Origin of the sequence: Lysobacter lycopersici, assembly GCF_007556775.1 — a bacterium.
GTDB lineage: Bacteria > Pseudomonadota > Gammaproteobacteria > Xanthomonadales > Xanthomonadaceae > Pseudoluteimonas > Pseudoluteimonas lycopersici.
Map to the genome: position 1 here is coordinate 326,690 of NZ_CP041742.1, position 21,094 is coordinate 347,783.

20 protein-coding genes are annotated in these 21,094 nt (G+C 65.9%); 4 read left to right on the forward strand and 16 right to left on the reverse strand.

What is annotated here, in order from left to right:
- Position 1: 1 nt before the first annotated feature.
- On the forward strand, positions 2-1,588 hold the full coding sequence (locus tag FNZ56_RS01755; protein WP_246064653.1) for a tetratricopeptide repeat-containing sulfotransferase family protein: 1,587 nt from the start codon (positions 2-4) through the stop codon (positions 1,586-1,588).
- Between the two features lie 16 nt (positions 1,589-1,604).
- Here the strand turns inward: FNZ56_RS01755 and FNZ56_RS01760 are convergent, their stop codons facing one another.
- The 6 genes from FNZ56_RS01760 to FNZ56_RS01785 all read right to left on the reverse strand — a co-directional run bounded on the left by FNZ56_RS01760 (position 1,605) and on the right by FNZ56_RS01785 (position 9,898).
- Positions 1,605-2,963, reverse strand: coding sequence for a tetratricopeptide repeat-containing sulfotransferase family protein (locus tag FNZ56_RS01760; RefSeq protein WP_185970769.1), 1,359 nt, complete (start codon positions 2,961-2,963; stop codon positions 1,605-1,607).
- A 275-nt stretch (positions 2,964-3,238) separates the two neighbouring features.
- Entirely contained in the window at positions 3,239-3,694 is a 456-nt protein-coding gene (rnfB, locus tag FNZ56_RS01765) for an Rnf electron transport complex subunit RnfB (protein WP_143878205.1), read from the reverse strand.
- Entirely contained in the window at positions 3,691-5,781 is a 2,091-nt protein-coding gene (gene metG / locus FNZ56_RS01770; protein ID WP_143878206.1) for a methionine--tRNA ligase, read from the reverse strand. Before metG ends, rnfB begins: the two co-directional genes overlap by 4 nt.
- Before the next feature lie 71 nt (positions 5,782-5,852).
- Complete coding sequence (locus FNZ56_RS01775) at positions 5,853-6,290, reverse strand: DUF2147 domain-containing protein (protein ID WP_143878207.1); 438 nt, start codon at positions 6,288-6,290, stop codon at positions 5,853-5,855.
- 65 nt (positions 6,291-6,355) lie between these two features.
- Positions 6,356-6,793, reverse strand: a complete 438-nt coding sequence (locus tag FNZ56_RS01780; RefSeq protein ID WP_143878208.1) for a DUF2147 domain-containing protein — start codon at positions 6,791-6,793, stop codon at positions 6,356-6,358.
- Positions 6,794-6,997: 204 nt separating this feature from the next.
- Complete coding sequence (locus tag FNZ56_RS01785; RefSeq protein ID WP_246064655.1) at positions 6,998-9,898, reverse strand: TonB-dependent receptor plug domain-containing protein; 2,901 nt, start codon at positions 9,896-9,898, stop codon at positions 6,998-7,000.
- 180 nt (positions 9,899-10,078) lie between these two features.
- Here FNZ56_RS01785 and apbC point away from each other — a divergent pair, with 180 nt between their 5' ends.
- Complete coding sequence (gene apbC, locus FNZ56_RS01790; protein ID WP_143878209.1) at positions 10,079-10,924, forward strand: iron-sulfur cluster carrier protein ApbC; 846 nt, start codon at positions 10,079-10,081, stop codon at positions 10,922-10,924.
- A 92-nt stretch (positions 10,925-11,016) separates the two neighbouring features.
- Positions 11,017-11,604, forward strand: a complete 588-nt coding sequence (gene dcd, locus FNZ56_RS01795; protein ID WP_143878210.1) for a dCTP deaminase — start codon at positions 11,017-11,019, stop codon at positions 11,602-11,604.
- A gap of 66 nt (positions 11,605-11,670) precedes the next feature.
- On the opposite strand, the gene FNZ56_RS01800 is transcribed toward dcd, so the two are convergent.
- The 10 genes from FNZ56_RS01800 to FNZ56_RS01845 are packed head-to-tail and all read right to left on the reverse strand — an operon-like array spanning position 11,671 to position 19,646.
- Entirely contained in the window at positions 11,671-11,961 is a 291-nt protein-coding gene (locus FNZ56_RS01800; RefSeq protein ID WP_143878211.1) for a hypothetical protein, read from the reverse strand.
- A 19-nt stretch (positions 11,962-11,980) separates the two neighbouring features.
- Entirely contained in the window at positions 11,981-12,619 is a 639-nt protein-coding gene (gene pcp, locus FNZ56_RS01805) for a pyroglutamyl-peptidase I (RefSeq protein ID WP_246064657.1), read from the reverse strand.
- The gene (locus FNZ56_RS01810; RefSeq protein ID WP_143878213.1) at positions 12,616-13,581 is read right to left on the reverse strand and encodes a DUF979 domain-containing protein; all 966 of its coding nucleotides are present in this window, start codon (positions 13,579-13,581) and stop codon (positions 12,616-12,618) included. Before FNZ56_RS01810 ends, pcp begins: the two co-directional genes overlap by 4 nt.
- Complete coding sequence (locus tag FNZ56_RS01815) at positions 13,574-14,266, reverse strand: DUF969 domain-containing protein (RefSeq protein WP_143878214.1); 693 nt, start codon at positions 14,264-14,266, stop codon at positions 13,574-13,576. Before FNZ56_RS01815 ends, FNZ56_RS01810 begins: the two co-directional genes overlap by 8 nt.
- Complete coding sequence (locus tag FNZ56_RS01820) at positions 14,263-15,015, reverse strand: 5-oxoprolinase subunit PxpA (protein WP_143878215.1); 753 nt, start codon at positions 15,013-15,015, stop codon at positions 14,263-14,265. Before FNZ56_RS01820 ends, FNZ56_RS01815 begins: the two co-directional genes overlap by 4 nt.
- A gap of 9 nt (positions 15,016-15,024) precedes the next feature.
- Positions 15,025-16,860 carry a DUF885 domain-containing protein gene (locus tag FNZ56_RS01825; protein WP_143878216.1) on the reverse strand — a complete coding sequence of 612 codons (1,836 nt, stop codon included), beginning with the start codon at positions 16,858-16,860 and terminating at the stop codon, positions 15,025-15,027.
- A 33-nt stretch (positions 16,861-16,893) separates the two neighbouring features.
- Positions 16,894-17,868 (reverse strand): 5-oxoprolinase subunit C family protein, encoded by a 975-nt coding sequence (locus tag FNZ56_RS01830; protein ID WP_221933312.1) that lies wholly within the window; start codon positions 17,866-17,868, stop codon positions 16,894-16,896.
- Complete coding sequence (gene pxpB, locus FNZ56_RS01835) at positions 17,865-18,536, reverse strand: 5-oxoprolinase subunit PxpB (RefSeq protein WP_221933325.1); 672 nt, start codon at positions 18,534-18,536, stop codon at positions 17,865-17,867. The genes FNZ56_RS01830 and pxpB overlap by 4 nt, the downstream gene beginning before the upstream one ends.
- A gap of 2 nt (positions 18,537-18,538) precedes the next feature.
- Positions 18,539-18,967: an HIT domain-containing protein gene (locus FNZ56_RS01840; protein ID WP_143878217.1), complete on the reverse strand. Its 429-nt coding sequence runs from the start codon at positions 18,965-18,967 to the stop codon at positions 18,539-18,541.
- 10 nt (positions 18,968-18,977) lie between these two features.
- The gene (locus FNZ56_RS01845; protein ID WP_143878218.1) at positions 18,978-19,646 is read right to left on the reverse strand and encodes a dienelactone hydrolase family protein; all 669 of its coding nucleotides are present in this window, start codon (positions 19,644-19,646) and stop codon (positions 18,978-18,980) included.
- A gap of 83 nt (positions 19,647-19,729) precedes the next feature.
- On the opposite strand from FNZ56_RS01845, the gene rimO reads away from it, so the two are divergent.
- Positions 19,730-21,061, forward strand: a complete 1,332-nt coding sequence (rimO, locus tag FNZ56_RS01850) for a 30S ribosomal protein S12 methylthiotransferase RimO (protein WP_143878219.1) — start codon at positions 19,730-19,732, stop codon at positions 21,059-21,061.
- Positions 21,062-21,094 lie beyond the last annotated feature (33 nt).

Sequence of the window (21,094 nt, forward strand, 5' to 3'; positions counted from 1 at the left end):
CGTGCAGGCGACAGCGAATGCGTTGAAGGAAAGGTTCGGCGCGGCGGTGGCGGCGCTTCGCAAGGGCGATTGGCCGCAGGCTCGAAAGCTCGCGCTGGACCTGATTCCGGAAATGCCGTCGTCCGCCGTCCTGTATTTCATCGCAGGGGCCGCGGCGCTCGAGCTTCGACAAACGCCTTCGGCGATCGAATACCTATCCCGTGCAGTCAATCTCGATCCGGCCAGGGCCGACTACCTCGTTCAACTCTCGAGGGCACTGACTGCCGTCCGCAGGTACGCCGATGCCTCGGTGGTTGCGGGGAAAGCCTGGGCGCTCCTGCCTCGGGATCCAATAGCGCTCGATATGCTCGGCGTGGTCTTTTCCCGATTGAACGAGCACATCAAGGCGGTGGAGGTTTTCCAGCGGCTGGTCGATTCGAATCCGCAAAGTGCCGGTTACCGTTTCAACCTCGCCACTTCACTCATCTTCACGGGCAGTATTGCGGCCGCCGAGGTGCAGTTGGAGGAGTGCCTGAAACTCGACCCCGGTTTCTGGAAGGCCTACCCTGCGTTGGCGAAACTCCGGAAGCAGACCGACGATCGCAATCACGTCGAGCGCCTGTTGGCGGTCCTTCCAGATGCGCAAGGCCCGGACGCCGCGACCTACGTGCACATGGCCCTTTCGAAGGAATTCGAGGACCTCGGCCAATATCCCGATGCCTTCGAGCACCTCGTCCTGGGCAAGACTCCCCTCCGGATCGCCAAGGGATATTTGATTTCCCGCGACGAGGCCATGTTCGAAGCCATCGAACGGAATTTCGGCGGAGCGGTTCCGTCGACATCCGGCCACCCAAGCAGCGAGCCGATCTTCGTTTTCGGGATGCCTCGTTCGGGAACGACGCTGGTCGAGCGGATCCTCTCCAGTCATTCCCATGTGCAGTCAATGGGGGAGTTGGAAAATTTCGGTTTCGTGCTGAAACGGGCTTCCGGCAGCGCCACGTCGTCCATGCTCGACCCCGATACGATCATGCGATCACGCCGGCTGGATTGGGCCGGGTTGGGCGGCGATTACCTTGCGAGCACGAGGCCGGGCACGGGAAAAAAGCCCAGATTCGTGGACAAGCTGCCCCAGAATTTCCTTTATGCCGGGGATATCGCCAATGCGTTGCCGATGGCGAGGATGATCTGCGTCCGCCGCCACCCGATGGATACCTGCCTGGGCAATTTCCGGCAATTGTTTGCGCTGGCGTCGCCGTACTACGACTATTCCCTGGACATCCTCGATACGGGGCGTTACTACATGCTCTTCGATCGATTGATGGCGTACTGGGAACGGATGCTCCCGGGGCGGATCCTCACGGTGGAATACGAGGCTCTGGTGCACGATCAGGAAAGGTGGACACAGCGGCTCCTGGAGTTCTGCGGCCTTCCTTGGGAGGAAGCATGCCTGCGGTTCAACGACAACGCAGCGCCGGTCGCGACCGCGAGCGCGTTGCAGGTGCGCGAGCCGATGAACTCGAATTCGATCGGCCGCTGGAAAAATTACCGGCCGCAGCTGGCGCCGTTGCGACGCATGCTCGAGGATGCGGGTATCGAAATCCGCGATTGACCCGCTTGGTATCGAGTCATCCGAGGAGGGCCGTTCGGAGTCCTTGCAGCCGCTGGGCATACTTTTCCCATTCCCCGAGGCCGCGCGAGTGGATTGGTTGCCGGACCTGTGCACTGCTGAGCGTCGCCACGCTGGCCTTGTTGCGGGTATGGTCGAGGCATCCCTCCTCGAACGTAAGGCCGCAGGCGGCGATGAGTTCTCGACAGGTGCGCTCCGTGTCCAGCACCAGGTTCGAGTAGGGAACGTCTATCACGAAGCCGGGCATGGTCTCGCGCCAATGCTGCATCAGGCGGTCGTACTGGCGGTAATGGTGCGATAGCGCATCGAGGTCGTAGCTGTAGGCATACGAATCGCCGAACATCGCGCGATAGTTGGAAAAGCACACATCCATCGGGTCACGCGCCATGTGCACGACCCTGGCGTGCGGAAGCGCGCGCCGGATGCAGCCGATCAACATGAAGTTCGGCGGAAGCTTGTCGATGTAGAACGGCTTGCCATTCGCGCGCCATTGACTCTGCTGCAGGTAGCGCCGGCCCAGAAGCGCGAAGTCGATTCCCGGCATGGCGTTTAGCAGGTCTTCGTCCACTACCGGATGCCCGTGGCGATCCGCGACCCAGCGCAGTTGCCGCGGCAGGTCGCTCAGTTCGCCGGCGGATGCGACTTGCGAATGGCTGCCGAGCACGCGTTCGAGCAGGGTGGTGCCCGACCGTGGCATGCCGACGATGAAGATCGGCATCGGCCCGGGCGGAATTCCCGTTTCGCCACGGGGCGCGTCCGAATCGAAGCGCTGGATGAGCAGGTCGAACAGTTTTTCCTCGCTGGCGGCGTCGTAGGGAACCCTCGCCGCCATGACCGCGTTCGCTCGCTGCAATGCGGACCACGCGGCATCCAGGTCGCCAAGGTCCTCGTATTCCTTGTACAGGGCGAATTCGAAGGCCGCATGGTCTTCGCTGCCCTTCGGAACCGACTGCAGGCGTTCCTGCAGGAACGCGACGTGGTTCGAGTCGGCGGTTTGTTTCCGGATGCGCGCGAGCGAAAGCGATGCGCGGCCGAAGGTGGGGCCGAGCTTCAGGCAGCTTTCCATTTCGGCCTCGGCTTCGCCGAGGCGGCCATTGAACTGCAGCTGTAGCGCGTGGAAATAGCGGAAGTCGGCATTGTCGTAGCCAGTACGCTTCGCGCGTTCCATCATTGCCAGCGCTTCGGCATTCAGCCCGATCCCCTGGTAGACATGCCCGATCGCGGTCAGCATCGGGCCGTTCTGCAGTCGGGGTATCAGCGGGTGGCGAAGGCACATGCGCGTGTCGTTGGTTTCCCCCAGGCGCGACATGGCCTGCATGACCTGGATCAGCAGCGCCGGATCGTTCTGAATCGACATGGCCGCTGCACGGAGTTCGGCTGTCGCTCGCTGCAGCTTCCCGGATGCGAGGCTGGTCCCGGCCAACAGCATGTGGACCGGCGCGTTGCGCGGCTGCGTTTCCAGTATCGCAAGGAGACGGGCGCGGCCTTCTTCGACACGGTTTTCGAGGATGAGGCGTTGCGCTTCCTCCCACAGCACTGCGGGCCCTGCGCTCTGGTGTGGACTCTTGGCCTGATCCATGCCGTGGAATGAGTTGGTGGCGGCGGGAGTGCCGGTACGCTAGCACGATCCGGTCACGCCGGGCTCGAGCGATCTCGGGCGTCGGTGTTACGCAATTCGATGCAATCCACCGGGCAGGCGGGCACGCACAGCTCGCAGCCGGTGCACAACGGTTCGACCACGACGTGCATCAGCTTCGATGCGCCGATGATCGCGTCCACCGGGCAGGCCTGGATGCATTTCGTGCAGCCGATGCAGTCGGCTTCGACGACGACGGCGACCTGCGCGGGTTTGTGTTCGCCGCGGCCGCGGTCGTAGGGCTTCGCTTCGATGCCGAGCAGTTTCGCCAATGCGCGCGCACCGGCATCGCCGCCGGGCGGGCAATGGTCGATGCCCGCTTCGCCGCGTGCCATCGCTTCCGCGTATGGTCGGCAACCCTCGAAACCGCATTGCCCACACTGGGTCTGCGGCAGGATGCGGTCGAGGCGTTCGACCAGATCGATGGAATCGAGCGGCGCGCGTGCGCTCACTTCACCGGCATGCCCGGTTGTGCGCCGGCATCGACATCGAGCAGCGACAGCGAACCGCCATCGAAGCCCGCGGACAGGATCATCCCCTCGCTTGTGCCGAAGCGCATCTTGCGCGGCGCGAGGTTGGCGATGAACACCACGTTGCGGCCGACGAGTTTTTCCGGCTCGCCGTAGCTGGCGCGGATGCCGGAGAAGATCTGGCGCTGGCCGAGTTCGCCGGCGTCGAGCAGGAAGCGCAGCAGCTTGTCGGAGCCTTCGACGAAGCCGCATTCGAGCACCTTGCCGATGCGCAGGTCGAGTTTGGCGAAATCGTCGATGCCGATGGTCGCGCTCGTGGGAGCGACGGAAGTCGCGACGGGCGTGGCCGCGTTTGCGGGGGAGTCCTTGCCGGTTTCGATCATGGCGTCGATGTGCTTGGGGTCGATGCGGGTGAAAAGCGGGGAGTACGGGTTGAGCGTGCGACCCCAAAGTTCGACGAGGCGATCGTTGCCAACGTCCGCTTGCAGGACGACGCCGAGATAACCCTCGATCCCCTGCGTGGTGCGGGGCAGGACGGGTTTCAGCGCGGAGGCGATATCGGCGAACGCCTGCAATGCAGTCGATAGCACCAGATGCAGGTCGCCGCGCCGCGCCGGATCCTTCGCCAAGGCCCATGGGGCGGTACGCGCGATGTACTCGTTAGCCAAGTCCGCCGCTGCCATCGCGTTCCGCGCCACTGCGGCAGGATTGTTCTCCGAGTAGAGCGCGTCCGAAAGCTGGACAAGAGCGCGCACGTTCGACAGCAGCGATACGGCATCGGCCTGCCATCCGTCGCTGGTATTGGTCGCATGTCCCGAAAGCGGAGAGGGACCGACCGTATTCTCGAAGTGCGTTTCCAGCAGCTTCGCGCAGCGACTTGCGAGATTGACGAACTTGCCGACCACGTCGCTGTTCACCCTGGCGATGAAGTCGCCGAGGTTGAGGTCGAGGTCGTCGACGCCGCCGCTGGTCTTGGTCGCGAAGTAATACCGCAGCGCTTCCGGATCGAGCCCGGCATCGAGGTAGCTGCGCGCCATCACGAAGGTGCCGCGCGACTTCGACATTTTCGCGCCATCCACGGTCAGGTAACCGTTGACGTGCAGTCGCGTCGGCGCGCGCTGGCCGGAACCGTGCAGCACCGCCGGCCAGAACAGGCCGTGGAAATTGACGATGTCCTTGCCGATGAAATGGTGCATCTCGGTTCGGTTCGGGTTTTCGTCGATTCCTTTGCGCAGGAAGGCGTCGTAGTCGATGCCGCGCTGTTCGCACAGCGCCTGGAAGCTGGACAGGTAGCCGATCGGCGCATCCAGCCAGACGTAGAAGTACTTGCCGGGCGCGCCGGGGATTTCGAAGCCGAAGTAGGGTGCATCGCGCGAGATGTCCCAGGCGCGCAGCCCGCCCTCGGCGTCCAGCCATTCTCGCAACTTGGCTTTCACCCCAGGCGCGGCGACGTCGCCGTCCAGCCATTCGCGCAGGAAATCGGCGAAGCGCCCGACTTCGAAGAAGAAATGCCCGGATTCGCGCAGTTCCGGCGTCGCACCCGACAGCACCGATTTCGGTTCCTTCAGGTCCGTCGGCGCATAGGTTGCGCCGCAGTTCTCGCAGTTGTCGCCGTACTGGTCCGGGGTACCGCAGTTCGGGCAGATGCCCTTGACGTAGCGATCGGGCAGGAACATGCCCTTCACCGGATCGTAGAATTGTTCGACCGACCGTCGCGCGATATGGCCGTTGCCCTCGAGCCGGCGGTAGATGTCTTCGGTCAGCGCGCGGTTGCGCGGTGAGTTGGTCGAGTCGTAATGGTCGACTTCGACGCCGAACGCACGCAGGTCGCGTTCGTGCGATTCCTGCATGCCGGAGATGAAGGTTTCCGGCGTCAGCCCGGCTTTTTCCGCGGCCAGCATGATCGGCGCGCCGTGGGTGTCGTCGGCGCTGACGAAATGCACGGTATCGCCGGCCATGCGCCGCGCGCGCACCCAGATGTCGGCCTGGATGTAGCCCACTAGGTGGCCCAGGTGCAGGGCGCCGTTGGCGTAGGGCAGGGCGAAGGTGGTGAAGATGTCGCGTGGCATGGAGGCAACAAGGCGCCGCGAGCGCGGCCGATGATGAATTATCGCATGCGCCCCGTAGGCGTTCCGGGCGCTTATTCGCGCTGCCAGACCTGGGTGCGGCCGACCATCGGAACGCCGACATAGCCGCGTACTTCGAGCTTGCGCCCACCATCGACCGGCGTGAATTTCACCGCATATTCCTTGCCGTTGTCCGGATCGAGGATGCGGCCGCCGCTCCAGCCGCCATCGTCCGCATGCAGGCCCCAAGCGATCACCATGCCGACCACGGGTCTGCCGTGGAGTGCGCCGCGGCAGGCATCGCACGGCGGATTCGCGCCCTTCGACAGGTCCAGCAGGCGCAGGATCCGCGCGGACAGCGAGCCATCCGCATTCGCGTACACCTCGACGATCGAGCGCGGCTTGCCACTGTGGTCGTCGATGGTGCGCCATTGCCCGATCGGCGATGCCTGTTGCGCGTATGCGCCGCATGGCAGCAACAAGGCGAACATGAGCAGAACGAACGATCGCATCGGATTCTCCGGTGGCGTAAATGCGAACGGCCCGCAGCGCGGGCCGTTCGGCGGCAGGCGCTGCGTCAATGTACCCGCACCCATTCCGCCTTCTTGCAGATGAAGAGGACGCAGCCGGTGACCTGCACGCGTTCGCCATTGTCGATCAGCTCCACCGACTTCACCTTGAAGTGGCGGTCCTCGGAAGGCTTGTAGCCGTTGCCGTTGCCCCACTTGCCGTTGCTGGTCGGGCTGAGGTTCCACAGCGTGACGATGCCGACGAAGGGCTTGTTGTGGTATTCGCCGCTGCAACCGGTGCAGGTTTCCGGCAGGCCGAGGTTCTCGGTGATGCGCGCGGCGAGCTTGCCGTTCTTGGCCATGTAGATCTCGCTGATCGTCATGGGCTTGCCGGATTCGTCGTCCAACGTCTTCCATTTGCCGATCAACGGGTTGCTCTGGGCCATGGCCAGCGAGGTCGCGAACGACGCGACGGCGAGCACGGTGGCGACGAGAAGCTTGCGCATGTGGATCCCCTCCCAGGGTGTTCGTGGCCCGGGGCGGAAGCCGCCGGTTCCCGGCTGTTATACCGGCATTCGGATGGGTATGGAATCACGGTGGCCGGCGGGTTCAGCCAGCGATGGGGTCGAGAAGAAGTTGATGGCCCGGGCAATAAAAAAGCCCCGCCTTGCGGCGGGGCTTCAGACGACTCAAGGATGGAACAACGGCAATCAGTCCTTCTTGCCGAAGTTCCAACGGGCTTCGAGGTAGTACGCGCGGCCGTACGGGTCGAACGCATCGTTGAAGGGCGCGCCGCTCGTGCCCGGATAGTTCTGCACGTCCATGTCGGGCATCTTGTTGGCCAGGTTGGTGACGATGAACGAGAGGCCCAAGTCCGAAGTGGCCTGCCAGTTCACGCTGGCGTTGAACGTCGTGTACGAACCACTTTCCTCGCACCGGCTCGTCTGGCAGGCAGACGTAGTCCACGAGGTGTAGTTCGGGGTCGGGCCGATGATGTTCGCATACAGCGTGGTGACCCAATCGCCCTTGCTCCAGCCCAGCGAGGCATTGCCGCGCCAGATCGGGTCGCGGTTGTTGTAGCCGCTATTGAGTAGGTCGATCACCGGGTCGGTCGGATACGTCTGCTGCTCGTGCTTCAGGTTCTTCGTCCACGAGGTCTTGAACGATAGATCGCCTGCGTTGCCGATGCTCTGGTCGTAATTCACGTCCAAGGTCAAGGCGTTCAGTTCTTCGCGGGCGACATTGATCTTGCCGACGTAGATCGACTGGAGTGCACCGGCGCCGTTACGCACGACCTGGTTGAACACGGCCTGGCAGGTGCCCGAGTTGGGATCCAGCGTGCCAGTACCGCCATCGGCCACCGAGGTGCAGTTCAGGTCGTCGCGCATGATCTGGTCGACGCTTTGCTGTGCGACCTCGTTCTCGATGTTCCAGTGGTGGTAATCGAGGGCGATAGAGAACTTGGCCGTTGGCGCCCACACCACGCCGTAGCTCCACACCTTGGCGGTGATCGGCTCCAGCTCGGGGTTGCCCGAGGTGGTGCCGAAGTACTGCGGCTGCGTATTTTGCGGAAGCAGGGTCGGATCCGAGGTGCAGTCGTCGAAGTTGTCGACGCCGTAGGCGGGGTTCTGCGAGTGGCAGTACAGGTAGTCGTTGGTGCTGCTGTAGAAGCCGCTCAGGCCCTGGAATTGGTCGCCGAGGGTCGGGACCTTGAACGCTGTGCCGTACTGGCCGCGGAACAGCAGGCTTTCGATCGGACGGAATTCCAGGCCGACGTTGTAGGTCGGCTTCGAAACCTTCTCGCCAGACACTTTGTAGCTGTCATAGCGAGCCGAGAGGTTGGCGGTCAGCATCGAGAACACCGGCAGGCGCAGTTCGCCGAGGACGGCATAGCGGCTGCGCGAACCATTGCCGCTGATCGCGGTGGTGCCCCAAATTTCCGATTCCAGCGTCACCGGATCCGGAACGAGGCGCGCATCGGGGCTGTAGGTCCAGCCTTGCGTGCCGGTCTCCACTGCCAGCGCGATACCCGCATCGCCACCCGGGAGGCTGAACAGCGAACTGTTCGTCACCTGCGCGCGCAGCATGTTGTCGTAGGTCTTGCTGTGCGAATGGGTGTAGTCGGTGAAGCTGTTCATGTCGGCGGGCGTGAGCAGCTGGTAGAACGCAGCGTAGTCCGGGGTGAAGACCGGATAGCCGTAATAGGTGCCCTGCTGCGGGCCGAGGATATGGCTGTTGAACCAGTTGTTGATCGGGTCCTTGAGCCGCGCCCATTGGTTCTCAGTCAGCTTGTACTCGGTGCGGGTGAAACCGACGTCGTAATCCCAGTTCGAACCACCGAAGGTGCCGTTCGCGCCCAGGGTCAGCGCGTACGAACTGCTGTCATCGCGGCTCATCGAGCGCTCGTAGCCGCCCATGTCCTCGGGCATGAAGCCGCGCTGCAACGCCATGAAGTTGCCCAGGTTCGGATCGAAATACACACCGGAGGTGCTGGAGAACTCGCTGCTGCTGCCCCACCAGGTGAAACCCGAGCCCACGTGGTAACGGGTCGACTCCTGGCTGTACAGGAGGTCTCCGTACAACTGCAGGTTGTCGTTCACGTCGAAGGTGGCATGGGTATAGACCTGCGTGCTCTCGCCACCGTTCTTGATGGTCCGGTAGCCGGGGCTGAAGAGCGAACCGCAGTAAGGCTCGTTACGGCCTGGGCGGTACTGCACGCCTTCCGTGCCACCGAAGCCGCTGGATACGCCGGCGCAATCGTTCGGATCCAGGAAGTAGTAAGACGTGCTCGCGGGATTGTACGGAGCATAGACCAGCACATCGCGGCCCGAGACCGGTGCGCTGTAACCTTCGGTGTTGTACTGCTTGGTCAGGTCGCGCTGATAGCCCCAGATCGGGTCGGTATGCTCGAACTGACCGCCCAGCAGCATGTGGAAGCGGCCATCGTCGCTGCCGAAATCGGTCGCGGCGCTGATGCGCCGGCTTTCGCCGCCGCCTTCGTCGTAATCGCCGATACGCGCGCTGACAACCGAGCCATCCATGTTCTTCTTGAGGATGATGTTGACCACGCCGGCGAGGGCGTCGGAGCCGTACAGCGAGGACTGGCCGCCCGGCAGGATCTCGATGCGTTCGACCAGGTCGATCGGGATGCCGCTGATGTTGTTGAACACATCGGTGCCGTTGTACAGCGCCGGGTAGTTCGCCATCGGGCGACCGTCGATCAGGTACTTGGTGTAGCCAGGATTCAAGCCGAACAAGCTGTTGGTCTCCGCACCTTGGGTAAAGGAGGCGGAGGTCTGGTTGCCCTGCACGGCACCGGTCGAGAACGAGCTCTGGTGCAGCGCGTCCTGGACGTTGGTGTAGCCGCGGGTCTTCAGGTCCTCGGCAGAGATCACCAGGACCGGCTTGGCGGTTTCAAGCGAGGTCTGCGGGATCAGCGAACCGGTGACGATGACCTTGTCGAGGGTCTCGGCCTTCTTCTCGGTCGTCGTGGCTTGATCGGTGGTGGTTGCGTCCTGTGCGAACGCGGTGCCGGCGAGCGGCATGACGAGGGCGGCAACCAGGGCCGCGCTCAGGCGGCTAGGCTCCATCCGGAAACGCTTTGCAGACATGTCTATCCCCTATTGGAATGTTGGGATGCCGGGTTCCCGGCAGCGAACACTTGACTCAAATTGCCGTGGAGCTTTGCCCTCGGACAACCCGAAGTTAACATGAGTTTAACTGTGGTGTCATGGCCCATGACTAAGGGCATAGTGACCCCTCCATCCCTGAATACAGTGGTGTCTCAGCGCATGTCGAGATCGGTTCCTGCCCGCGCGCCTCAGGGCGAACTCAGGCCCTTGCCGCAGGTACGCAACATCATCGCGGTCGGCTCCGGCAAGGGCGGGGTGGGCAAGTCCACGGTCGCGGTGAACCTGGCGCTGGCGCTGGCGGCCGAAGGCGCCTCGGTGGGCGTGCTCGACGCCGACATCTACGGCCCCAGCGTACCGATGATGCTGGGCCTGTCCGGCCGCCCCGACAGCCCGGACGGCAAGACCATCGAGCCGATGCGCACGCACGGGCTGCAGGCGATGTCGATCGGCCTGCTCGTCGACCAGGACACGCCGATGATCTGGCGCGGGCCGATGGCGACCTCGGCGCTGACCCAGTTGCTGGGCGAAACCCGCTGGGAGGCGCTCGATTACCTCGTCGTCGACCTGCCGCCGGGGACGGGCGACATCCAGCTGACCATGGCGCAGAAAATCCCGGTCGCGGGCGCGGTGATCGTGACCACGCCGCAGGACATCGCCACCCTCGACGCGCGCAAGGCGCTGAAGATGTTCGAGAAGCTCGGCATCGCCGTGCTCGGGCTGGTGGAAAACATGGCGGTGCACGTGTGCTCGAACTGCGGCCACGCCGAACACGTGTTCGGCGAAGGCGGTGGCGAACGCATGGCTGCGCAATACGGCGTGCCATTGCTCGGCAGCCTGCCGCTGGACGCATCGATCCGCGAACAGGGCGATGCGGGAATACCCATCGTCGCCGCGCAGCCGGATTCGCCGCTGGCGGTGCAATGGCGGGCGTTGGCGGTCCGGGTCGTCGAGGAGCTGGAGAAGCGTCCGCGCGCACCGGCCGGGATCGACCTGTCCCTGCGGTAGGGCGGGTCTCGACCCGCCATCATCGAGCCGCGGATGTCTGTGGCGGGCCAAGGCCCGCCCTACAATATCGGCATCATTTCCGGGAACACCGCATGAGCATCAAGAGCGACCGCTGGATCCGCCGCATGGCCGAACAACACGGCATGCTGGAGCCGTTCGAGCCCGGTCAGGTCCGGTTCGCCGATAACGGCGGGGTCGACGGCAGCCGCATCGTCAGCTACGGCACGTCCAGCTACGGCTACGACGTGCGCTGCTCGCGCGAGTTCAAGGTGTTCACCAACATCAACTCGACCATCGTCGATCCCAAGCACTTCGACCCGAAGAGCTTCGTCGACGTGGTCGCGGACGAGTGCATTATCCCGCCGAATTCCTTCGCGCTGGCGCGCACGGTCGAGTACTTCCGCATCCCGCGCGACACGCTCGTTGTCTGCCTCGGCAAGAGCACCTACGCGCGCTGCGGGGTCATCGTGAACGTCACGCCGCTGGAGCCGGAGTGGGAAGGCCATGTGACCCTGGAATTCAGCAACACCACGCCGCTGCCGGCGCGCATCTATGCCAACGAAGGCGTGGCGCAGATGCTGTTCTTCCAGGCCGATGCCGATGATGTGTGCGAAACCTCGTACAAGGACCGCGGCGGCAAGTACCAGGGGCAGACGGGCGTCACGCTGCCGAAGACCTGATGCTTTTTCCTCTCCCCTTGGTGGGAGAGGATGCCCGAAGGGCAGGAGAGGGGAATTGATTTCGCCTCAACGCTTCTCGTAGGTCACGAAAAAGCCCTGCAAATCGCCGTTCTCGATGTAGGGCTGCACGCCGACCACGTGGTAGCCGTGTGCGTAGAAGGCCTTGTGCGCGGCGCTGAGGTCGTTGGCCGCGCCGCTCTTGCGGAAACCCCAGGTCGCATCGACCCAGATCGTGACCGCCGGCAACTGTTCGCGCTCGGCTTCGGTGGCGGCCTGCTCGGGTGACTTGCCGAACAAGCCGGCATGCGCGGGAACGGCGACGGCGAGCAGCAGGGCGAGCAACAAGGTGCGGGTCATCGCGGGGTTCCTTCCTGTTTCAGTCTTCGGCGCCGGCGGCGATGCGCGCATCTTCGTTAGTGGTCGCCGCGACGCGCAAGGCGATGCGCAGGCCTTCGGCGATGTCCTCCAGCGGCATGCCGCCGCGACCGGCGTTCGGAACGTGGATGAAACCGCCGCGCACGTCGCGCTTGTTCCGCAATGCGTGCATCAGCCCGTAGAACACGTGGTTGCAGACATAGGTGCCGGCGGTCTGCGACACCTGCGCGGGAATGCCGTGCTTCCGCAGCGCGGCGAGCATCGCCTTGATCGGCAGGGTCGAGAAATACGCGGCGGGTCCGCGCGCAGCGATCTTCGCATCGACCGGTTGCGCGCCGGCATTGTCGGGAATGCGTGCGTCGTCGATGTTGATCGCGACGCGTTCCAGCGACAATTCCTTGCGCCCGCCGGCGAGTCCGAGGCACACCACGAGCGACGGTGCGGTTTCGCGGATCGCGGCGCGCAATGCGCGTAGCGAGGCATCGAACTCGGTCGGCAACTGCCGCGCGACGATGCGATGCCCGCCGACGATGCGGCCGTCGAGCGCGGACGCGGCGTCCCAGCTCGGGTTCGACTTCGCCCCGTCGAACGGGTCGAAACCGGTGAGCAACAGCGTTGGCCGCACGGTCGCGCGCTTCACCGGAACACCAGCAGCGCCATCAGCGCGATGTTGACCGCGAGCAGCGGCACGGCGGTGGCCCATTGCGCGCGAATCACGCCGTTGGGATCGTCGAGTTCCAGCAGCGCGGCCGGCACGAGGTTGAAGTTCGCGGCCATCGGCGTGAGCAGCGTGCCGCAGTAACCGGTGAGCATGCCGAGCGAACCGAGGATCGCCGGGTCGGCGCCGTGCCGCTGGATCAGCAAGGGCAAGCCGATGCCGGCGGTCATCACCGGGAACGCGGCGAAAGCGTTGCCCATGATCATGGTGAACAGCACCATGCCCAGCGCGTAGGCGAGCAGGCATGCGATGCGGCTGTCGGTGGGAATGACCATCGAGACCAGCGAGGCGACCGATTCGCCGACGCCACTCGCAGCGAACACGCCGCCCAGCGTCGCCAGCACGATCGGCAGCAATGCGGCCCAGCCGAGCGTGTCGAGCAGGCGCCGGTTTTCGACGAAAGCCATCGCGGGCATTTCGCGGGTGACGCGCAGCGCGGCGAGCGCGGCGACCACGCAGGCGAGGCCGAGGCCGACCAGGGTCGGGCTGCCTTCGCCGAGGAATTTCGTCGTACCGAACGCGAGCTTCGGCCCGAACATCACCACCAGCAACGTGACCAGCGGGATCAGCAGCGCCGGCCACAGCAGCCGATGGCCGAGTCGTTGCGCGGAAGCGAGGCGCTGTTCGCGCGGCGCTTCGGCGATGTGCATCCGGCGCATGCGCAACGACAGCAGCGCGAGCGCGACCACGCCGACGCCGGCGAGTTGCGCGGGAAAAGGATTCCCGGCCTTGCGCGCGGCGAGGATCCAGTCGCCGCCGGCGAACAGCAACGCCAGCACCGCCCAGAAACAGGCCTGCGCGAAACGCCGTTCGCGCGCGTTGCGCCAGGCCGCGGCCGCGAGCAGCAGCGCCAGCAGCCAGTAGAACGGCGCGAGCTCAAGCATCGCTGCGTTCCCGGCGCAGGCGCCGCGCGAACAGCATGATGCGCAGCGTGTGGATGGCGAATGCGGCGACCGCGGTGGGCAGCGCCCACAGCGCGATGTGCAGCGGTTCGAGCACGATGCCGTTCTGCGCGTAGAAGCCCTGGATCAGCAGCACCGCGCCGACGGCGACGAACACGTCCTCGCCGAAGAACAGGCCGACGTTGTCGGTGGCGGCGTCCAGCGCCAGCACGCGCTGGCGTTGTTCGTGCGTCAGTGGCCCCGTCTCCTTTTCGGCCGCGGCCTCGCTCATCGGTGCGAGCAGGGGACGCACGGTCTGCGCGTGGCCGCCGGCATTGGTCAGGCCGACCATGCTCAGCAGCTGGCGCAGGCCGAGGTAGCCGATGAGCAGGCGCGCGAAGGTCATGCGCTGCATGTGCAGGATCCACGCGTGCATGTGCTCGCGCAGGCCGGCGCGTTCGAGCAGGCCGATGGTCGGCAACGTCAGCACGAACAGCATCAGCGCGCGATTCGAAACGAAGGACTCGCCGAGCAAGGCCAGCAGTTCGCCCAGCGGCTTGCCCGCGAGCAGGCCGCTGGTCAGCCCGGCGCCGACCACGACCGCGATCGGGTTCAGCCGCAGCACGAAGCCGACGACCACGACGGCGATGCCGAGCAGTGGCCAATAGTTGATCAACACCTCGTTCATGCGTCGCGTCCCGGTGCGCGGATCGACACGCTTTCGGCTTCGAGCGCCGCGCGCAGGCCGCGCGCGAACTCCGCGGCATCGCTGCGGTCGCCGTGCAGGCACAGGGTGTCGGCGCGGATCGGCACGCGCGTGCCGTCGCGGGCAACCACGACCCCGTCGCGGACGAAACCACGGACCTGTGCGAGCGCATTGTCGAAACTTTCGATCACCGCGCCCGGCGTGCCGCGCGGGGCGAGGCGGCCGTCGGCGTCGTAGGCACGTTCGGCGAAGGCTTCGTGCGCAACCCGCAAGCCCGCGGCTTCACCAGCCGTAGTGAGTTCCGAATTCGCGAGTCCGTACAACACCAAGGCCGGATCGGATTCGCGCACCGCTTCGGCGATGGCCGCGGCGACATCGCGGTCGCGCGCGGCGAGGTTGTACAGCGCGCCGTGCGGCTTGACGTGGTGCAGGCGCGCACCGGCCTCGACGCATGCATTCGCCATGAGCGTGATTTGCCGCGCGACCAGCGCGTGGATCTCGGCGGGTGCAAGCGCGAGCTCGCGCCGGCCGAAATGTTCGCGGTCCTCGAACGAGGGATGCGCGCCGATCGCGACGCCGTGCGCGAGGCAGAGCGCAACCAATTCGCGCATCGTCGCGGCATCGCCTGCGTGCGCGCCGCAGGCGATGCTGGCCGAACTGATGTGCGAGACGATGGCTGCGTCCTGGCCGCAGCCTTCGCCGAGGTCGCAGTTGAAATCCAGCGACGGCAACGCGAAGCCTCAGCCCCCGCTCGAGGCCGGCGTCGCCATGCTCGAAGGCGCCGGCGGCGTTTCGCTCGCTGCGGGCGCAGGCGCGGTCCACAGCTTCGCTTCCGGCGCGCCGCCGAGCATCTGCGCGCGCACCAGCGGGATCGGCGGACCGCCGTAGCTGAGGAACTGGTCGTGGAACTGCTTCCACGCCTTGCGCCCGCCCTTGTCCTTGGTCCAGTCCTCGCGCAGCTGCATGATCATCAGCTTCCCGAGCGTGTAGTTGAGGTAGGCCGGATCGTAGGTGCCGCGCGCGGCCTGCTGGCGCGCATTGCCCGGATCCTGCAGGCCTTGTTCGCGGAACATCTTTTCCGACTGCGCCATGGTCATGCCGCCGGTGTGCATGCCGATGGCGGAGAGGAAGCGCACGTCGCGCAGCAACGCCTCGCTCAACTGGCCGATGTGCGTTTCCGGCGTCGCGCCGTCGAGGCCGGCGTCGAACATCATTTCCTCGCAGTAATGCGCCCAGCCTTCGGCGAAGGCGTAACCGACGAACAACTGCCCGAACTTCCATCCGGCGCGGTTCGAATGCAGGAATTGCAGGAAGTGGCCCGGCCACACTTCATGCGCGGAAGTGAACAGCAGCACCGACTTGCCGGGCACGTAGGCGTCCTGCTCGGCCTTGGGCCAGGTCGGGTCGGGCGGGGCGATGTAATAGACCGACGGCAGGTTCTTCTCGTACGGGCCGGGAATCTCGATATAGGCGAAGTTCCAGCGGTTGAACGGCGGTGCTTCTTCCACCTTTGCCTGCTCGGGGCCGGGAATGGTGACGAGGTCCTTGTCGACGATGAACTGGCGCAGGCCTGCGAGTTGCGCACGCGCGCCTTCCACCGCGCCGCCCTGCGGCTTGTCGGCGGCTTCCTTCTCCACGCACTGTTGCAGCGTCTTGCCGGGTGCGAACTGGCCGCAGGCCGCCTTCATCGCGGCGAGGTTGCGCGCAAGGTCGGCTTCGCCCGCGGCCTTCAACTGGTCGAGCGGGATGTCCACGCGTTCGGTCGCGTGCAGCATCTTCGCGAACTTCTCCGCGCCCAGCGCGAAGTCCTGCGTCGCCTGCGGCTTCTGCGCCTTCAGCCAGTCGGCCATGTCCTGCGTGGCCTTGATCGCGGCCGCGTTGCTCGCCTTCAGCCGTGCCTGCAGCGCGTCGTCCTTCACTTCGGCGAAGATCTTCGGCACGTCGCTTTCGAAGAAGCTGGCGTAACCGCCGAAGGAATTGACGCCGAGGTCGATGTAGGACGCCGGCAGCGGCAGCTTGAAATTGGCCTTGATCTGTTCGACCGCCTTGGGCAGCGCCTCCTGGTAGCGGATGAACGCGTCCATGCGCGTCGCGAGCGGCGCGTACGGGCGGGTGAGGTACATGCTCGGCGACAGGTCGCCGGTGTAGAACGCCGGGTTCTTCCAGGCGAAGCCGGAATCCTCGAGCCAGAAGAGATTCCCGTCGATCACCGCCAGCGCGTAGTCGCGGCGGAAGCGGCCCTGCTCGTCGAGCTTGTCGTCGCCGAACTTCGCGAAGGCGTCGCGCTGCGCGTGCAGCCAGTCGGTGGTGGCCTTCAGGCCCTCGGGGCTGTAATCCGGCAGCTTGCCGTCGTATTCGTGCTTGCCGGCGCTGGCGGCGAACACCGGGTTGTGCTGGAAGTAGCCATCGATGAAGGCGTCCACGGCCTTGTCGAGCGCGGCGTCGTCGTTCGCGGCGGCAGTCGCGGCCGGCGCTTCGCCCGAAGCGGGTGCGGTGGCGTTCTGCTTGCAGCCGGCGAGCGCGGCGGCGACGCAGGCGGTGAGGGCGAGGACACGGACGGTGTGCTTCTGGCGCATGGCGACGGCTCTCCGTGGGGGAAAGCGTCGAGACTAGGCGCTCGCAGACGGGGGCGCAACGCCGATTCGTCCCGCGACGGCCAGCGCGATCCGCGCCAGCGTGTGCGCACGTTCGCGGCTCGCCGCCAGCGCCTCGGCGGGCGTGCATGGCGCGAAGCGGATCGCGTCGCCGGCGCGCAACTGGGCGAGGCGGCCGCGGTCGGCGCGGATCGCGTGGCCGATGCGTGGATAACCGCCGTGGGTCTGCGCGTCGGCCAGCAGCACGATGGGTTGCCCGCCCGGCGGCAATTGCAGCGTGCCGGGAACGATGGGCTCGGAAACGTATTCGCGCGCATCGCGCAGCGCGAGCGGCGTTCCGGTCAATCGCAAACCCTGGCGGTCGCTGGCCGGCGCGATGGTCCATGCATTCGCGAACAGGCCATCAGCGGGATCGGTCGCGTCGCTGCCGGGCAGCACGCGGATCGACGACGACGGATCCGGGTCCAGCGCCAGCGGATCGATCCACCACGGCGCGATGCGCACGCGTTCGACGGTTTCGGCGAATGGTTCCACGTGCAGGCGGTCGCCAGCGCGCAGCGCGCGCCCTTCGACGCCGCCGAAACCGCCGCGCAGATCGGTACTCGCGCTGCCGAGGATGTCGGCAACGCGGATGCCACCCGAAACCGCGAGCCACGCGCGCGCACCTTGGCGGCAACCGCCGATGCGCAGCACGCTGCCTCCGGGCAGGTCGGCGCGACGCCAGCCCGGAAACGTTTCGCCGTCGATGTCGGCATCGAAGTTCGCGCCGCACAACGCGATGCGGGTCGCGCGTTCGAAGCGCAGGGTCGGGCCGGCGAGGGCGATTTCCAGCGTCGCCGCGGAAACCGCATTGCCGACCAGCAGGTTGGCGATGGCCTGCGCGTCCGGATCGAGCGCGCCGCCGAAACCGACCCCGAGATGCCGGAAACCTTCGCGCCCACGGCCCTGCACCGTGGTGAGCAGGCCCGGTGCGAGCACTTCGATGCTCACGGCAGTTTCCCGGTCGGAACGAAGCGCAGGCGGTCGCCGGGCGCGAGCAGCGATGGCGGATCGCGCGCCGGATCGAACAGCACGACCTCGGTGCGGCCGATGATGCGCCAGCCGCCAGGGCCGGGGCGCGGATAGATCCCGGCCTGTTCGCCACCGATGCCGACGCTGCCGGCTTCGACCCGCGTGCGCGGCGTTGCCAGGCGCGGCATCGACAGCGCCGGGTCGAGGCCGAGCAGGTAGGGGAACCCGGGCGCGAAGCCGAGCATCGCGACGCGGTATTCACCGTCCGCGTGGAGTTCGATCACTTGCCGGGGCGACAATCCCGCGTGTTCGGCCACCGCATCGAGGTCGGGGCCGTGTTCGCCGCCGTAGCGCACCGGGACTTCGTGCAACGCGCCTTGCGACGATGCCGGATCGCCATCGTCCGGCGGCAATGCGTGCAACCATGCTTCCGCATCCGCCAGCGGATCGTCGCCGTCGCATGCGGATGCGTCGACGAACAGCGCGAGGCTGGCGTAGGCAGGGACGAGGTCGCGCAGCCACGGCGGCCGCGCCGCGTCGATGCGCGCGGCCAGCGCGTGCACGCGTGCGTTGGTATCGGCGTCGATGCCGTCGCCGAGGCGAAGCAGCAGGGCATCTTCGCCCAGCCGCATCGCGCACCAGCGCATGTTCACTTGGGCAGCCGGTCCCGCAACAGTCGCACGCGTTCGACCAGCGTTTCCGGCGGATACGGCCGCGCGGCCACGCGTCCCCATACCGGCGCGGGCCAGGCGGGGTCGTTTTCCTCGCGCGCGATCACGTGCACGTGCAGTTGCGGCACGATGTTGCCGAGCGCGGCGACGTTGAGCTTGTGCGGGCGGAACGCATCGCGCAACAGGCACGCGGCGAGGTCGATCTCGTCGGTGAGCTGGTGGCGTTGCGCGGCGTCGAGGTCGACCAGTTCGCGCGCCTCGGCCACGCGCGGCACCAGTACCAGCCACGGATAGTTCGCGTCGTCCATCAGCCGCAGTTCGCACAGGCCCAGCGTTCCCAGCGGATGCGTCTCCGCGGCCAGTTGCGGGTGCAGTTCGTAGCGGGCGGGCGGCGCGTGGCGGCTCATGGCGGAATCCTCATCCGAGCGCGGCGGCGAAGAAGTCCAGCGTGCGGCGCAGCGCCAGCGCCGCGCTGTCGGCGTGGTAGTGCGAGGGATCGATGTCGCGGTTGAACGCATGGCCCGCGCCCGGATACACGTGCACCGGCGCCTGCGGATACGCCAGGCGGATTTTCGCGATCGATTCCGGGGGGATGCCGGCATCGTCGGCGCCGAAGTGGAACAGCATCGGCGCGCGCAGCGGTTCGCCGAGGAAATCCACCACCCGCCCGCCGTAATAGGCGACCGCCGGCAGGCCGAAACGGGTGTTGGCGAGGAAGGCGAGGGTGCCGCCCCAGCAGTATCCGACCACGCCGACCTTGTGGCCTTCGTCCTGCAACAGCTTCGCGGCCGCACCGACGATGGCAATGGCGCGATCCGTGCCGACTTCCGCGCGCAGTTCGATGCCGCGCCGCATGCCGGCGTCGTCGTAGCCGAGCTCGATGTTGCGTTCGGCCGGGTCGAACAGCGCCGGCGCGACCGCGATGTAGCCCTTGGCGGCGAAGCGGTCGGCGACGCTGCGCATGTGCGCGTTCACCCCGAAGATCTCCTGCACCACGACCAGCGCGCCCAGCGGTGCGCCTTCGGGGTCGGCGCGCCAGGCATCGGTCTTGCCTGCGGGCGTATCGATGATGATGTCGCGGCCCATGCGTCGTCTCCTCGCGGCGTGGGTCGATCCCGGCCCCGACTATAATGCGCAACCCGTAAAAAGCCGCGAAACCGGCCGCAGCCATGTCCCTCGACAGCCCGAAAGTCGGATTCGTCAGCCTCGGCTGCCCCAAGGCGCTGGTCGATTCCGAGCGCATCCTCACCCAGTTGCGGGTCGAGGGTTACGACCTGGTGCAGAGCTACGACGATGCCGACGTGGTCGTGGTCAACACCTGCGGCTTCATCGACAGTGCCGTGGCCGAATCGCTGGACGCCATCGGCGAGGCCATGGCCGAGAACGGCAAGGTCATCGTCACCGGCTGCCTCGGCAAGCGCAGCGAGGTGATCCGCGAGGCGTATCCGGACGTGCTCTCGATCAGCGGCCCGCAGGATTACGCGAGCGTGATGGAGGCGGTGCACGTCGCCTTGCCACCGAAGCACGATCCGTTCGTGGATCTCGTCCCGGATTACGGCCTCAAGCTCACGCCGAAGCATTACGCCTACCTGAAGATTTCCGAGGGCTGCAACCACCGCTGCAGCTTCTGCATCATCCCGTCGATGCGTGGCGACCTCGTTTCGCGCCCGGTCGACGACGTGCTGCGCGAGGCCGAGAAACTGGTACGCGGCGGGGTGAAGGAACTGCTGGTCGTGTCGCAGGACACCAGCGCCTACGGCGTCGACGTGAAATACGCCGAACGCACCTGGCGCGAGAAGTCGTATCAAACCCGCATGAAGGCGTTGTGCGAAGGCCTGTCCGAACTCGGCGCGTGGACGCGGCTGCACTACGTCTATCCGTACCCGCACGTGGACGACATCATCCCGCTGATGGCGGAAGGGAAATTGCTGCCGTACCTCGATATCCCGTTCCAGCACGCCAGCCCGCGCGTGCTGAAGCTGATGAAGCGCCCCGGCGCGGTCGACAAGACGCTGGAACGCATCCAGCGTTGGCGCGGCATTTGTCCCGAATTGACAATCCGTTCTACCTTCATCGTCGGTTTCCCCGGCGAAACCGAAGCCGAATTCGAGGAACTGCTGGATTTCCTCGACGAAGCGCAGCTCGACCGCGTCGGCGCCTTCGCCTATTCGCCGGTGGAGGGCGCGAAGGCGAACGATCTTCCCGATCCCGTCGATGAAGGCGTGAAGCAGGAACGCCTCGCGCGCTTCATGGAAAAGCAGGCCGCGATCAGCGAAGCACGATTGGCTGCGAAAGTCGGCACGGTGCAGCAGGTGATCGTCGATGCCATCGACGGCGAACTCGCCATTGCGCGTTCGATGGCGGATGCGCCGGAGATCGACGGCCTGGTGCAGGTGCAGGACGGGCGGGAAGCCGGCTTGAAGCCTGGCGATTTCGCGTTCGTGCGGGTCATGGGCAGCGACGAGCACGACCTGTACGGCGAAGTGGAATACAACGCCTGATCGCGGGCGCATACTCCGCGCATTTCCGAACGG

Coding starts and splice junctions, on each gene's coding strand:
- FNZ56_RS01760 (WP_185970769.1), bottom strand. CDS start 2,963: ATGTCGATTCAGAACGATCCGGCGCTGCTGATCCAGGTCATGCAGGCC.
- metG (WP_143878206.1), bottom strand. CDS start 5,781: ATGCCACGCGACATCTTCACCACCTTCGCCCTGCCCTACGCCAACGGC.
- FNZ56_RS01775 (WP_143878207.1), bottom strand. CDS start 6,290: ATGCGATCGTTCGTTCTGCTCATGTTCGCCTTGTTGCTGCCATGCGGC.
- FNZ56_RS01780 (WP_143878208.1), bottom strand. CDS start 6,793: ATGCGCAAGCTTCTCGTCGCCACCGTGCTCGCCGTCGCGTCGTTCGCG.
- FNZ56_RS01785 (WP_246064655.1), bottom strand. CDS start 9,898: ATGTCTGCAAAGCGTTTCCGGATGGAGCCTAGCCGCCTGAGCGCGGCC.
- apbC (WP_143878209.1), top strand. CDS start 10,079: ATGTCGAGATCGGTTCCTGCCCGCGCGCCTCAGGGCGAACTCAGGCCC.
- dcd (WP_143878210.1), top strand. CDS start 11,017: ATGAGCATCAAGAGCGACCGCTGGATCCGCCGCATGGCCGAACAACAC.
- FNZ56_RS01800 (WP_143878211.1), bottom strand. CDS start 11,961: ATGACCCGCACCTTGTTGCTCGCCCTGCTGCTCGCCGTCGCCGTTCCC.
- FNZ56_RS01810 (WP_143878213.1), bottom strand. CDS start 13,581: ATGCTTGAGCTCGCGCCGTTCTACTGGCTGCTGGCGCTGCTGCTCGCG.
- FNZ56_RS01815 (WP_143878214.1), bottom strand. CDS start 14,266: ATGAACGAGGTGTTGATCAACTATTGGCCACTGCTCGGCATCGCCGTC.
- FNZ56_RS01825 (WP_143878216.1), bottom strand. CDS start 16,860: ATGCGCCAGAAGCACACCGTCCGTGTCCTCGCCCTCACCGCCTGCGTC.
- pxpB (WP_221933325.1), bottom strand. CDS start 18,536: ATGCGCTGGTGCGCGATGCGGCTGGGCGAAGATGCCCTGCTGCTTCGC.
- FNZ56_RS01840 (WP_143878217.1), bottom strand. CDS start 18,967: ATGAGCCGCCACGCGCCGCCCGCCCGCTACGAACTGCACCCGCAACTG.
- FNZ56_RS01845 (WP_143878218.1), bottom strand. CDS start 19,646: ATGGGCCGCGACATCATCATCGATACGCCCGCAGGCAAGACCGATGCC.
- rimO (WP_143878219.1), top strand. CDS start 19,730: ATGTCCCTCGACAGCCCGAAAGTCGGATTCGTCAGCCTCGGCTGCCCC.